Raw genomic sequence first — 12,429 nt, forward strand, 5'->3', positions numbered from 1 at the left:
GGTGCTTTGGTGCGCTCCGGGCCAGGAGTACAACGGAATTGGCGAAGGGAGCCACGAATGGCGTACGACGTGGTGGTGCTCATCGAGCGGGAGATGAGCGAGGGCGACGCGCGACGCGTTGCCGCCCTGCACGCGAGGCGTGAAGAAGTCGTCAACTACCACCTGCTGATCTCCAGTCATCCGGAGAACGGCCCGAGTGGTCCGATGGCGTTACTGGGTTCGACGTTCGCGGATGTGGCCGGGCTGACCGGCTCGGCGTCCGTGGTCGGCTCGGCCACCGCGCCGTCGGCGTGGACCGGTCCGCCGCCCCAGGCCCGAACACAGACGGCGACGCTCGCGGACCCCGCGGTCGATCTCGCCTCGGTGATCGAGCACAGCGCACGTCAACTCCGGGCCGCGAGCGGGTATCCGGTGCAGGTGTCCATCACCCACGGCGAGGTGCTGCTGGCGCTGATGCAGCTGGTGAAGACGACGAGCAGTCAGGAGGTGGTCGTGGTCGCCTGGCCGGAGACGGCGGCGCGGTTCCTGTGCTCGGACTGGACCGCGAAGGCACGCAAGGTGCTGAAGGTCCCGCGGATCCGGGTCCTCGAGCACGACAGCTGAGGAGGACCGGTACCGGACGGCAGGAAGCAGGCGGTACGCCTCGAGCGGGCGGGCTCGGCGTACGGGCGCTCGGCGCCACTGCCTCCTGTCGTTCGGCCCCGGTCCTCAGTCCTCGATGAGGGCCAGCAGGGTCTGCTGCTCCGCGTCCGGCACGTAGCCGGCGTAGTAGTCGAACATGTTCTGCCGGGCGATCCGGGCGGCGGCGTGGCCGTCGCCGGTCCGGATCGCGTCGACCACCTCGGCGTGGTGGTGCAGCGACTCGAGCATCAGCGCGCGGCTGTTCGGCGCGTGCGCGATCTTGTCCGAGATCAGCCCGAGGACGACGCCGCGGACGACCTCGTTACAGGTCTGGATCAGTGAGTTCCGGCTGATCCGGGCGATCAGCTCGTGGAAGGCCAGGTCGGCCTGACTGAAGGCGTCGAAGTCGACGTCGATCGCGTCCCGCATCGCGACCAGGGTGGCCTCGAGCTCGTCCAGTTCCTCCGGGGTGCGCAGCCGGGAGGCGACCTGGATCGCGGCGCCGTCCATGATCATCCGGAAGCCGATCAGCTCACTCAGCGTGACTTCGTCGACCCGGGCCAGCCTGGCCACCTGCTTGCTCAGCGCGGCCTGCGAGAACGGGAGGATCTCCGGGCCGTTCGGGTCGCCCGGCCGGGAGCGGACCACACCGTTGCTCTCCAGCACCCGCAGTGCCTCGCGCACCGTCGACCGGCTGACCGCGAACTGCGCGACCAGTTCACGCTCGCTGGGCAGCCGCTGACCAGGGGTCAGCTCACCGCGGGCGAGCGCCTCCTCGACCTGCTCGACGATCCGCTGGTAGGCGCGCACGGGCTGCACCGGCTGGAACTGCGGAGACTTCGGCATTCGGCACACCCCCAGTCGCTTGACAGGCACCTGACCAGGGGACAAACCTAGTGGCCCATTGAGACCTAGTCCACTGGTCGGACCAGTTGGGTGCACTGGAGGAGTAGACGTGAAGTCGTTCCCTATGCGAGTGGTCGCGCTCCTCGCCTCCGCGGCTCTACTCTCCGTGACCGCGTGCTCGGCCGGGTCCGGTACGTCGTCCGGCGGCAGCTCCCCGGGAGGCGGGCAGAACCTGTCGATCGGCCTGGTCGCGGAGCCGGCCAGCCTGGACTTCACCACCACCGACGGAGCCGCGATCCCGCAGGTGCTGCTCGGGAACGTGTACGAGACGCTGGTCAAGCAGGACGACTCCGGCAAGATCGTGCCGTCGCTGGCGAAGTCGTGGACGGTGTCCCCGGACCGCAAGACGTACACGTTCGACCTGGTCGACAACGCCAAGTTCACAGGAGGCAAGAAGTTCACCGCGAGCGACGCGGTGTTCAGCATCAACCGGGTGAAGACCGCGTGGACGATCTCGCTGAAGAGCGCCATGGACGTCGTCTCCGCCGCGAAGGCCGTCTCGCCGACGCAACTGCAGGTCACGCTGACCAAGCCGAGCAACGACTGGCTGTTCCGGATGACCACCCGGATCGGCGCGATGTTCTCCGAGACCGGCGTCAGCGCGCTCGCCACTGCCCCGGTCGGCACCGGGCCGTTCAAGTTCTCGAAGTGGAACCGCGGCGACTCGATCGTGCTGGCCCGCAACGACGACTACTGGGGTACGAAGCCGAACTTCGCGCAGATCACGCTGAAGTACTTCAAGGACGCCACCGCGCTGAACAACGCGCTGCTGACCGGCACGATCAACGTGATCGGCACGGTGCAGGCGCCCGAGGCCCTGAGCCAGTTCACCAGCAACTCGAAGTACCAGGTGATCGAGGGCACCACGAACGGCGAGGTGCTGCTGTCGTTCAACAACTCCCGGCCGGTGTTCAAGGACATCCGGACCCGGCAGGCGATCCGGATGGCGATCGACCACAAGGCGCTGCTGGACACCTGCTGGGCCGGCCGCGGCAAGCTGATCGGCAGCATGGTCCCGCCGACCGACCCGTGGTACGAGGACCTGACCGGGATCGCGCCGTACGACCTGGCGAAGGCGAAGTCGTTGCTGCAGGCGTCCGGCGCGGCCGGGCAGACGCTCCGGCTCCGGCTCCCGACGTTGCCGTACGCAACGTCCTGCGGCCAGGTTGTCAAGAGCGACCTGGAGCAGGCCGGCCTGAAGGTGCAGATCGACCAGCTCGAGTTCCCGGCCGCGTGGCTCACCACGGTGTTCAAGAACGCCGACTACGACATGTCGATCATCGCGCACGTCGAGCCGCGCGACCTCGGTGCCGTGTTCGGAAACCCGAAGTACTACACCCGGTACGACGACCCGACGCTGCAGGCCGACCTGGCCGCGGCCGACGCGGGTGACGAGGCCACGCAGACCGCCGACATGAAGAAGGCGGCCCGGCGGCTGTCCGAGCAGGCCGCGGGCGACTGGCTGTTCCTGCTGCCGAACCTGATGGTCGCGGACAAGGACATCAAGGGACTGCCGACGAACGCGATCACCGAGAACTTCGATCTGTCCAAGCTCAGCCGATGATTCTCCGCCTGATCGAGCGCACCGGCGTGTTCTTGGTCAGTCTCGTGGTGAGCACGGTGCTGGTCTTCGCGTTCATGGCGGTACTGCCCGGCGACCCGGCCCGGGTCGCGCTCGGCGTGAACGCCTCGGACGCGGCGGTGGCCGAGCTGCGGCGGCAGTTCGGCCTCGACCGCCCGCTGCCGACGCAGTACCTCGACTGGGTCGGCGGTCTGCTGCACGGTGACCTCGGTACGTCGTACGTGTCGAAGGCGGCGATCGGCCCGCAGGTGTTCGACCGGTTGCAGGTCACGCTCTGGCTGGTCGTCGCCGGGATGGTCGTCGCGCTGCTCGTCGCCGTACCGGCCGGGACCGTGATGGCGGCCCGGCACCGGCAGCTCTCCGGGCTGGCGCTCTCGGCGGTCTCGCAGGTCGGCGTCGCGATCCCGGCGTTCCTCGCCGGCATCCTGCTGATCGTGGTGTTCGCGGTGAAACTCGGCTGGCTCCCCGCCAACGGCTGGACCCCGCCGGCGCAGGACCCCGCGATGTTCCTGAAACAACTGATCCTCCCCGCGCTGTCGCTGGGCCTGGTCCAAGGCGCCGTCCTCACCCGCTACGTCCGCAGCGCGGTCCTGGACGTGCTCCGCGAGGACTACCTCCGCACCGCCCGCGCGAAAGGCCTCCGCCCGTTCCAGGCGCTGTGGAAACACGGCCTGAGGAACGCCGCGGTCCCGGTCGTCACAGTTCTCGGCCTCCAACTGGCGACCCTCCTCATCGGAGCAGTCGTGGTGGAACGCGTCTTCGTCATCCCCGGCCTCGGCAGTCTTCTGCTGGACGGGGTCTCCAACCGCGACCTGCTGCTGGTGCAGGACGTGGTCATGGTCCTGGTGCTCGCAGTACTGCTGGTCAACTTCCTGGTGGACGTCCTGTACGTCGCCCTCGACCCCCGGCTGAGGACACCATGAGGCGCCGCAACCCGAGCCTGCTGGCCGGTGCCGTCATCGTCGGCGTGATCGTGCTGACGGCGCTCGTCTCGTTCGTCTGGACGCCGTACGACGCCACGCTCGTCACCCCGGCGTCCCGCCTCCTGAAACCGTCCTGGTCGCACTGGTTCGGCACCGACAAGTTCGGCCGCGACGTCCTCAGCCAGGTCATGGTCGGCTCCCGTACGACGTTGTTCGTCGGCGTCGTCGCGGTCGGTGTGGCCGCGGTGATCGGCGTGCCGCTCGGGATCCTGGCGGCGATGACGCGCCGATGGGCCTCGGAGTTGGTGATGCGCGCGAACGACCTGTTGCTCGCGTTCCCGGCGCTGTTGCTGGCGATCATGTTCGGCGCGGTGTTCGGGGCCAGCACGCTGACCGCGATGGTTGCCATCGGCATCGCTTCGGTGCCGAGCTTCGCGCGGGTGATCCGGAGCGGCGCGCTGCAGGTGATGCGGACCGAGTACGTCCTCGCGGCGCGTGCGGCGGGCCGCCGGCCGTGGCCGATCGCCGTCCGGCATGTGCTGCCGAACGTGACGAGCCTGATCACCGTGCAGGCGTCGGTGTCGTTCGCGATCGCGGTACTGGCGGAGGCCGCGTTGTCGTTCCTCGGGTACGGCACGCCGCCGCCGACGCCGTCGTGGGGACGGATGTTGCAGGAGAGCCAGGAGTTCCTGTTCAGCGCGCCGCGGCTGGCGATCTTCCCGGGGGTGGCGATCGCGATCGCGGTGCTCGGGTTCAACCTGTTGGGCGACGGTCTGCGCGACCGGTTCGATCCGAAGCTGGAGGACCGGCGATGAGTGATGTGTTGACCGTGCGTGGACTGTCGGTGTCCGTGCGGGACACGACGCTCGTGTCCGACGTGGATCTTACGGTCGGCGCGGGGGAGCGGGTCGGGCTGATCGGGGAGTCGGGGTCGGGCAAATCGCTGACGGCGTTGAGCATTCTCGGATTGCTGCCGGAGGACGTCCGGGCCGGCGGATCGGTGCGGCTCGACGGGGTCGACCACGAGCTCGTCGGTGCGGACGAGCGGCGGATGTCCCGGGTCCGCGGCCGCGACATCGCGATGGTGTTCCAGGAGCCGATGACCGCGCTGAACCCGACGATGCGGATCGGCGACCAGCTCACCGAGGCGATGCTCATCCACCGAACGTTGGCCAAACCAGCGGCCCGTACGGCGGCCGCCGAGTTGCTGGAGCGGGTGCAGTTGCCGTCCGACACGCTCCGCGCGTACCCGCATCAGCTGTCCGGTGGCCAACGGCAACGAGTTGTCCTGGCGCTTGCCCTGGCCAACGATCCGGCGCTGCTGATCTGTGACGAACCGACGACCGCGCTCGACGTCACGGTGCAGGCGCTCGTTCTCGACCTGATCGTGCGCGGCGTGGTCGATCGGTCCTCCGCGCTGCTCTTCATCACCCACGACCTCGCCGTCGTCGCCACCGTCTGCGAACGGGTTCTCGTGATGTACGGCGGCCGCGTGGTGGAGGCAGGCCCCGTCGCGGAGGTGTTCACCCGGCCCCGGCACCGGTACACGGAAGGTCTGCTGGCGGCGTCAGACGTGGAGACGAATGCGCCGCGGCTGACGACCATCCCCGGCAATGTTCCACCAGCCGGCAAGTTCCCGTCCGGCTGTGTCTTCCGCACCAGGTGCGCGCACGCGACCGCTCTGTGCGAGGAGACACCTCCGTGGACCGGAGCTGAGTCGCACGGGTTCGCCTGTCATCACCCGGTGGAGGTCACTGATGCCTGAGACTGCCATCCAGGTCGTGGACCTCGTGCGCGACTACCCGCGACCGCGGACGTCACTGGTCAGACCAGCTCCCGTCGTCCACGCGCTGCGCGGCGTCAGCTTCGAGGTCAAGCAGGGCGAGCGGTTCGGCATCGTCGGCGAGTCCGGTTGCGGCAAGTCCACGCTGCTCCGGCTGATCGCGGCCCTCGACCGCGCCACCTCGGGCCACGTGTTGGTCGAAGGCACTGACATCACGCATCTCCCGGAGCGCCGGCTGCGGCCGCTCCGCGAGAACCTGCAGCTCGTCTTCCAGGACCCGATGAGCTCGCTCGATCCGCGCATGCGGGTCCGCGACATCATCGCCGAACCCCTTGTCGTACAAGGCCATCCGGCGTCCGGCGCAAGGGTGCGCGAGCTGCTCGAGGCGGTCGGTCTGTCCGCCGACGCCGGCGACCGCTACCCGCACCAGTTCTCCGGCGGGCAGCGCCAGCGCATCTCGATCGCCCGCGCGCTCGCCCCGCGTCCGCGGATCCTGATCGCCGACGAACCGGTCAGCGCGCTCGACGTCTCGGTCCGCGCCCAGGTCCTGAACCTGATCTCGGACCTGGTCGAGGAGCTCGACCTGACGCTCGTGTTCGTCTCGCACGACCTGTCCGTGGTCAAACACGTCTGCGACCGCGTCGCCGTGATGAACGCCGGCGAGATCGTCGAGACCGGGTACACCGCGGACGTGTACGCCGCTCCGCAGCATCCGTACACGCAGCGCCTGGTCTCGGCGATTCCCACGCTGCAGCGCGCGCTGTCCGGCGCGACCACGTCCGACCTGCTCGCGAAGGGAGAGTCCGCATGAAGTTCCCCGCCGGCTTGCCGATCGGCGAGTCGTGGATCGAGGCACCGGCCACCGCACCGGTGATCTTCCCGTACGACGGCTCGACGGTGGCGGACGCCCCGGTCGGGGACGTCGCTCTGGCACGGGCTGCCCTCGACAGCGCGCTCGCCGTACGCGAGACGGTCGGCCGGATGCCGTCGTACCTGCGCCGAAAAGTCTTGCAGAGCGTGCATTCCGCGGTCCTCGCCGAGCGGGACGCGTTCGTGGACCTGCTCGTGCTCGAGACCGGGAAGCCGCTGGTCGACTGCCGGGTGGAGATCGATCGGACGCTGCTCACGCTGGAGACGTCGGCCGAGGAGGTCGCGCGGCTGCACGGCGAGACCGTGCCGCTCGATCTGTTGCCGAGCGGGGAAGGGCTACAAGGCTTCTGGGTGCGGAAGCCGATCGGTGTGGTGGTCGGGATCACCGGTTTCAACTACCCGTTGCTGCTGGCGGCGCACAAGATCGCGCCGGCGTTCGCGGCCGGCTGCCCGATCATCGTGAAGCCCGCTCCGCAGACGCCGCTCGCGACGCTGTGGCTCGCGCATTTGATGCGCTCGGCCTTGGCCGATGCCGGAGCGCCTTCGAGCGCGTTGCAGGTTGTCACGGGCGGGCCGGAGGTCGGTGCGACGCTGACCACGGACCCGCGGATCGGTGCGGTGTCGTTCACCGGTTCGGCAGCAGTCGGGCACCGGATCGCGCGGGACGCGGCGCCGACCAAGGTGCTGCTCGAACTCGGGTCGAACTCCGCGCTGGTGGTCGCCGGCGACGCCGATCTGGACGCGGCCGCGGACGCGATCGTGCGCGGCGGGTACTACGCCTCCGGGCAGGCCTGCATCTCCGTGCAGCGGGTCATCGCGGTCTCCTCGGTGCGCTCCGAACTGCTGGAGAAGCTGGGTGCGCGGCTTCCAGAGGTGGTCGTCGGCGATCCGCGGGATCCGGAGACGCGGGTGTCCGCGTTGATCAACCCGGCGTCGACGGAACGGGTCCGGCAGTGGGTCGCCGATGCGGTGCACGCGGGAGCGTCGATCGCGTACGAGGCCCCTGGGGACGTGCTCGGTCCGATCGTGCTGACCGACGTACCGGATGGCCTGCCGGCGTGGGACGAGGAGATCTTCGGGCCGGTGATCGCCGTACGGTCGGTGCCTGATGTGGACAGTGCGCTGCGGGCCGTCAACGAGACGCGGTACGGACTGCACGCGAGTGTGTTCACGTCGTCGCTCGACACCGCGTTCGCCGCGATCGACCGGTTGGATGTCGGGGGAGTGGTGGTCAACGACGTGCCCGGGTTCCGGTCCGACGTGATGCCGTACGGCGGCGTCAAGGACTCCGGCACCGGCCGCGAAGGCCCACGCTTCGCCATCGAGGAACTCACCACGACCCGGATGGCCATCATCCGCCCGCGCCCATGACAGGCGAACCGATGGACTACTCGAAGCTCTTCCGGTTGGACGGCCGGCATGCGGTGGTGATCGGCGCCGGCAGCGGGATCGGGCGGGCGAGCGCACTGGCTCTGTCCGCCCACGGCGCTCGAGTAACCTGCGCCGACCGCGACCTGGCTGCCGCTCAGGAAACGGCCGCCCACGGCGCCGCCGCCGGCGGCGGGATGACGGCGTACGCGTTGGATGTGCTGGACGACGCGGCCGTCGAGCGGGCTGCGGGGGAGCTGGATCCCGTTGACGTGTTGGTGTTCACCGCCGCGACGAACGTGCGGAAGCGGATCCTCGATTACACCGCCGACGAGTTCGACCGGGTGGTGTCGCTGAACCTGCGGGCGTCGTTCCAGCTCGTGCGTGCCTTCGGGCGCGGTATGGCGGAGCGCGGGCGGGGGAGCATCATCGGGTTCAGCTCGATCCGCGGCACGACGGTCGAGCCCGGCCAATCGGTGTATGCGGCAACAAAAGCCGGCCTCGTCCAACTGCTGCGGACCGCGGCCGCCGAGCTCGGACCGTCCGGCGTCCGCGCGAACGCGATCGCGCCCGGCGTCGTCGAAACCCCGCTGACCGCGCAGATCAAGTCCAACCAGGCCTGGTACGACGCCTACGCGCAGAAGGGCGCACTCGGTCGCTGGGCGCAGCCGGAGGAACTCGCCGGTGCCGTCGTCTACCTCGCCTCGGACGCGGCCAGCTTCGTCACCGGCAGCGTCCTCGCCGTCGACGGCGGCTGGACCGCGGTCGACGGCCGCTTCGAACCACCTAACTGAGGGGGATGTATGAGTCTCGCCGATCTGACCGCTGTCGAACTCCTCGCCAAGTACCGCGACGGCTCCTTGTCTCCGGTCGAGGTCATCTCGGACGTCCTCGACCGGGTCTCCGCGCTCGAGCCGCAGGTGTGCGCGCTGTACGCGTTGGACGCCGAGGGGGCCAGGGCCGCCGCGCAGGAGTCGGAGCGCCGGTGGCGGGACGGTACGGCGGGGGCGCTGGACGGCGTACCGGTGACCGTGAAGGAGAACATCGCGACGCGCGGAACGCCGGTACCGCAAGGGACAGCGGCGACCGCGCTGGTGCCCGCGGCCGAGGACGCGCCCGCGGCGGCGCGGCTGCGAGAGGCCGGGGCGGTGATCTTCAGCAAGACGACGATGCCGGAGTACGGGATGTTGTCGTCGGGGGTGTCGACGTTCCACCGGCTGACGCGGAATCCGTGGGACCTGACGAAGACCGCGGGCGGTTCGAGCGCGGGCGCGGCGGCCGCGGGCGCTGCCGGGTACGGGCCGATCCACGTCGGTACCGACATCGGCGGGTCGATCCGGCTGCCGGCCGGGTGGTGCGGGCTGGTCGGGCTGAAGCCGACGCACGGCCGGGTCCCCGTCGGCAACCCGTACGCCGGGCGCGCGATCGGCCCGCTGACCCGGACCGCGGGCGACGCGGCGCTGGCGTTGTCGGTGCTGCAGGGGTACGACCCGCGCGACCACACGTCGCTGCCCTTGCCGTCCGACGTGTTCGACGTACGACCGAAGGGTTTGCGGGTCGCGTTGTTGCTGGACGCCGGCGTCGGTCTCCCGGTGGATCCGGAGGTCATCGCGGCCGTGTCGTCGACAGCGTCCGCGCTCGAGAAGTCCGGCGCGGTCGTCGAGCCGATCGCCCCGATCATCACCCGCGACATGCTCGACGGCCTCGACCACTTCTGGCGGATCCGCTCCGCCACCGACATCGCCGCCCTCCCCGAGGAACGCCGCGCCAAGGTGCTGCCGCAGATCCGGGCCTGGGTGTCGACCGCGTCGGACCTCACCGCCGCCGACGTCTTCCACGGCTACAGCCAGATGGCCGCGATGGCGTCCGCCGTCACCCGGGTCTTCGCGACGTACGACGTGATCCTGTCCCCGGTCGCCCCGATCACCGCGTTCCCCGCCGAACTCGCCTACCCGACGGACGACCCCGCCAAGCCCTTCGAACACATCGCCTTCACCGTCCCGTACAACATGTCCCACCACCCCGCCACGACCGTCAACGCCGGCTGGTCCACCACCGGCCTCCCCATCGGCGCCCAACTGGTCGTTCCGCACCACCAAGACCTGACCGCCCTCGCCCTGGCCGCCCACCTCGACACCCACCACCGCCCCTGGCCGACGAACTCCGGCTCCTGATCAGTGCATGTAGAGGCCGCCGTCGACGTTGAGGGTCTGGCCGGTGATGTAGGCGGTGGGCTCGGAGAGGAGGAAGGCTGTTGCGGTGGCTATGTCTTGAGGTTGGCCTACTCGGTTGACGACGAGGTCGGCGATCAGGGCGGCGCGGCGTTCGGGGGTGAGGGGGCCGCCCATGATGTCGGTGTCGATGGGGCCGGGGGCGATCGCGTTGACGGTGATGTTGTGCGGGCCGAGTTCGCGGGCGAGGGCTCGGGTGAGGCCGATGACGCCGGCTTTCGCGACGGAGTACGGCGTTTTGCTGTAGGTGCCGCCGCCGCGTTGGGCCGAGGTGGAGGAGACGCTGACGATCCGGCCGTAGCCGTGCCGGACCATGGACTCGGCGACCCGGTGGGTGACGTAGTGGACGCCGTTCAGGTTGATGTCGATCACCCGGTGCCACTCGTCGGACGTGAGCTCGAGATACGGGACGGGGGAGCTGACGCCGGCGATGTTGGCCAGGCCCGCGAGCGGTGGCAGCGCCGCCTCGAGTTCGTCGATCGCCGTACGGACGTCTGCTTCCTGCGACACGTCGACCGCGACCGCGCGCGCCTGCACGCCGTACGTCGACGTGATCTCGGCCGCGAGCGCGTCCCCGCCGGTTGCGTCGATGTCGAGGATGCCGACGTTCCAGCCCTGCTCGGCGAGCAGTATCGCGGTGGCGCGGCCGATCCCGCGGGGCGACGCGGCGCCGGTGACCACCGCCGTACGGGCGGTCACTTGGCGGCTCCGTAGTCCTGCCCGGGCTTCCAGTCGGTGAATACGTAGTCATCCTCCGACACCTTGGCGCCGGCCGCCTTCGCCTTCTGCAGAGCCTGCGCACGATCGGCCGTCGTCGCGTCGCTGAGCTTCTTCAGCTCGGCCTTGAGGTCCTTGATCGATCCGCCGAGGTAGCCCTGCACGATGTTGCCGACATGCGGCGTGACGGGCTTGCGGAGCGCGTCGACGCGCGCCTGCGCAGGGTTCTTCACGATCGCCTGCGGCATCAGGAACACGTTCGCCTTGCAGAACTCGACGCCCTTCTTGTAAGCGTCGACCACATTCGACGACGCGACCAGGTCGAGGTTCAACGGCGGCTGGTCCATCGCCTCGATCATGCCCTTCTGGTAGTCCTCGGACATGAACGACGCGATCAGCTTCCCGGCCGCGTCCGGGTTCTTGCTGTCCGCGGAGACGAAGTACGTCGCTGCCGGCCGGCCGCGGTAGCACCACGGATGCATCCCGGGCGTCGGCACCAGGATCTGCCCGGACGCGAGCTTGTCGACGATCGGCGGCGCGAGTGCCTTCGACCCGCCGGCACACCAGATGCCGTCGATGAACGTCCCGACCGCGCCCGACGCGTACCGGGTCCGGGCGTCCACGACCCCGAAGTTGTTCGATCCGGGCATGATCAGCTTGCTGTCGTTCAGGTCCTTCAGATACTCGATCACCGTGACGTACGCGTCGTGGTCGTAGGCGTACGCACCGGTCGTGAACTGCAGACCCTGGTACCCGGGGAAGCCGGCAGCCTGGGCCAGATCGTCCACCTGGTCGCGGATCCGCCCGCCGTCCGCGCCCATCGCCAGCGTGAGCGGCTGGATCCCGGCCGACTTCAGCTTGCCCAGCGCATCCTTGAAAGCCACGTAGTCCGTCGGCAGGTTGCCCGGGTCGAGCCCTGCCTTCGACCAGAGGTCCTTGTTCGCCCACACCAGCGTCGAGCTCTGCCGGAGGCTGAACATCGGGAACCCGTACAGCTTCCCGTTCAGCCGCGTGATGCCCTCGGTGAACGCGTCCTTCGGCAGCTTCGCCTGGACGTCCGCCGGGATCGTGACCTCATGCACCCATTTCCCGCTCACCAGGGCCGGCAACGGCAGACCGATCACGTTCGAGTAGACGTCCGGCATCTTGTTGGCCTGATGCGCGAGCTGGAACGCCTGGGTCGCCTTCGACGCGTCGTAGTACGTGTGGGCGACGTTCGCCTTCAACACACCGGACTGCTGTTTCGCCCAGTCGTCGTTGAGGTGCTTGAACGAGCTGAAGTGGTCCCACCAGTCGAGCGTCCCCGCCGTACCGCCGCCGCTGGAGGTCTGCGAGGTCGAGCTGCTGCATCCGGCCGCGGCACCGACGGCCGCGAGAACCGATGTTCCGAGCAGACTGCGACGTGTCATTCCAGGCATGTTCGACTCC

Annotated in this window: 12 protein-coding genes; 9 read left to right on the plus strand and 3 right to left on the minus strand. The window is 69.3% G+C overall.

Features of this window, described 5'->3' with window-relative positions; all coding sequences use genetic code 11:
• Positions 1 to 57: 57 nt before the first annotated feature.
• Positions 58 to 603 (plus strand): hypothetical protein, encoded by a 546-nt coding sequence (locus AB0M51_RS10460; protein ID WP_344188040.1) that lies wholly within the window; start codon positions 58 to 60, stop codon positions 601 to 603.
• 105 nt (positions 604 to 708) lie between these two features.
• On the opposite strand, the gene AB0M51_RS10465 is transcribed toward AB0M51_RS10460, so the two are convergent.
• Positions 709 to 1,467, minus strand: a complete 759-nt coding sequence (locus AB0M51_RS10465) for a FadR/GntR family transcriptional regulator (protein WP_344188039.1) — start codon at positions 1,465 to 1,467, stop codon at positions 709 to 711.
• Positions 1,468 to 1,576: 109 nt separating this feature from the next.
• Between AB0M51_RS10465 and AB0M51_RS10470 the strand changes: the two genes are divergently transcribed.
• Genes AB0M51_RS10470 through AB0M51_RS10505 form a run of 8 tightly spaced genes read left to right on the plus strand, consistent with a single transcriptional unit; the run spans position 1,577 to position 10,227 of the window.
• Complete coding sequence (locus tag AB0M51_RS10470; RefSeq protein ID WP_344188038.1) at positions 1,577 to 3,091, plus strand: ABC transporter substrate-binding protein; 1,515 nt, start codon at positions 1,577 to 1,579, stop codon at positions 3,089 to 3,091.
• Entirely contained in the window at positions 3,088 to 4,032 is a 945-nt protein-coding gene (locus AB0M51_RS10475) for an ABC transporter permease (RefSeq protein WP_344188037.1), read from the plus strand. The genes AB0M51_RS10470 and AB0M51_RS10475 overlap by 4 nt, the downstream gene beginning before the upstream one ends.
• Complete coding sequence (locus tag AB0M51_RS10480; protein ID WP_344188036.1) at positions 4,029 to 4,847, plus strand: ABC transporter permease; 819 nt, start codon at positions 4,029 to 4,031, stop codon at positions 4,845 to 4,847. The genes AB0M51_RS10475 and AB0M51_RS10480 overlap by 4 nt, the downstream gene beginning before the upstream one ends.
• Positions 4,844 to 5,797, plus strand: a complete 954-nt coding sequence (locus AB0M51_RS10485; protein WP_344188035.1) for an ABC transporter ATP-binding protein — start codon at positions 4,844 to 4,846, stop codon at positions 5,795 to 5,797. The genes AB0M51_RS10480 and AB0M51_RS10485 overlap by 4 nt, the downstream gene beginning before the upstream one ends.
• Positions 5,790 to 6,626 carry an ATP-binding cassette domain-containing protein gene (locus tag AB0M51_RS10490; RefSeq protein ID WP_344188034.1) on the plus strand — a complete coding sequence of 279 codons (837 nt, stop codon included), beginning with the start codon at positions 5,790 to 5,792 and terminating at the stop codon, positions 6,624 to 6,626. The genes AB0M51_RS10485 and AB0M51_RS10490 overlap by 8 nt, the downstream gene beginning before the upstream one ends.
• A complete protein-coding gene (locus AB0M51_RS10495; protein WP_344188033.1) occupies positions 6,623 to 8,056 on the plus strand; it encodes an aldehyde dehydrogenase family protein in 1,434 nt (477 codons plus the stop codon). Before AB0M51_RS10490 ends, AB0M51_RS10495 begins: the two co-directional genes overlap by 4 nt.
• On the plus strand, positions 8,053 to 8,847 hold the full coding sequence (locus AB0M51_RS10500; RefSeq protein WP_363748854.1) for an SDR family oxidoreductase: 795 nt from the start codon (positions 8,053 to 8,055) through the stop codon (positions 8,845 to 8,847). The genes AB0M51_RS10495 and AB0M51_RS10500 overlap by 4 nt, the downstream gene beginning before the upstream one ends.
• 9 nt (positions 8,848 to 8,856) lie before the next feature.
• On the plus strand, positions 8,857 to 10,227 hold the full coding sequence (locus tag AB0M51_RS10505) for an amidase (RefSeq protein WP_344188031.1): 1,371 nt from the start codon (positions 8,857 to 8,859) through the stop codon (positions 10,225 to 10,227).
• Here AB0M51_RS10505 and AB0M51_RS10510 read toward each other — a convergent pair whose 3' ends face one another.
• On the minus strand, positions 10,228 to 10,983 hold the full coding sequence (locus tag AB0M51_RS10510; RefSeq protein WP_344188030.1) for an SDR family NAD(P)-dependent oxidoreductase: 756 nt from the start codon (positions 10,981 to 10,983) through the stop codon (positions 10,228 to 10,230). It lies immediately after the preceding gene.
• Entirely contained in the window at positions 10,980 to 12,419 is a 1,440-nt protein-coding gene (locus tag AB0M51_RS10515; protein ID WP_344188029.1) for an extracellular solute-binding protein, read from the minus strand. The genes AB0M51_RS10510 and AB0M51_RS10515 overlap by 4 nt, the downstream gene beginning before the upstream one ends.
• Positions 12,420 to 12,429 lie beyond the last annotated feature (10 nt).

The sequence above is a fragment of the Kribbella sp. NPDC051137 genome, from assembly GCF_040682535.1.
In the GTDB taxonomy this organism is placed as follows: Bacteria; Actinomycetota; Actinomycetes; order Propionibacteriales; family Kribbellaceae; genus Kribbella; species Kribbella karoonensis.

Coding starts and splice junctions, on each gene's coding strand:
- AB0M51_RS10460 (WP_344188040.1), top strand. CDS start 58: ATGGCGTACGACGTGGTGGTGCTCATCGAGCGGGAGATGAGCGAGGGC.
- AB0M51_RS10465 (WP_344188039.1), bottom strand. CDS start 1,467: ATGCCGAAGTCTCCGCAGTTCCAGCCGGTGCAGCCCGTGCGCGCCTAC.
- AB0M51_RS10475 (WP_344188037.1), top strand. CDS start 3,088: ATGATTCTCCGCCTGATCGAGCGCACCGGCGTGTTCTTGGTCAGTCTC.
- AB0M51_RS10480 (WP_344188036.1), top strand. CDS start 4,029: ATGAGGCGCCGCAACCCGAGCCTGCTGGCCGGTGCCGTCATCGTCGGC.
- AB0M51_RS10485 (WP_344188035.1), top strand. CDS start 4,844: ATGAGTGATGTGTTGACCGTGCGTGGACTGTCGGTGTCCGTGCGGGAC.
- AB0M51_RS10490 (WP_344188034.1), top strand. CDS start 5,790: ATGCCTGAGACTGCCATCCAGGTCGTGGACCTCGTGCGCGACTACCCG.
- AB0M51_RS10495 (WP_344188033.1), top strand. CDS start 6,623: ATGAAGTTCCCCGCCGGCTTGCCGATCGGCGAGTCGTGGATCGAGGCA.
- AB0M51_RS10500 (WP_363748854.1), top strand. CDS start 8,053: ATGACAGGCGAACCGATGGACTACTCGAAGCTCTTCCGGTTGGACGGC.
- AB0M51_RS10505 (WP_344188031.1), top strand. CDS start 8,857: ATGAGTCTCGCCGATCTGACCGCTGTCGAACTCCTCGCCAAGTACCGC.
- AB0M51_RS10515 (WP_344188029.1), bottom strand. CDS start 12,419: ATGCCTGGAATGACACGTCGCAGTCTGCTCGGAACATCGGTTCTCGCG.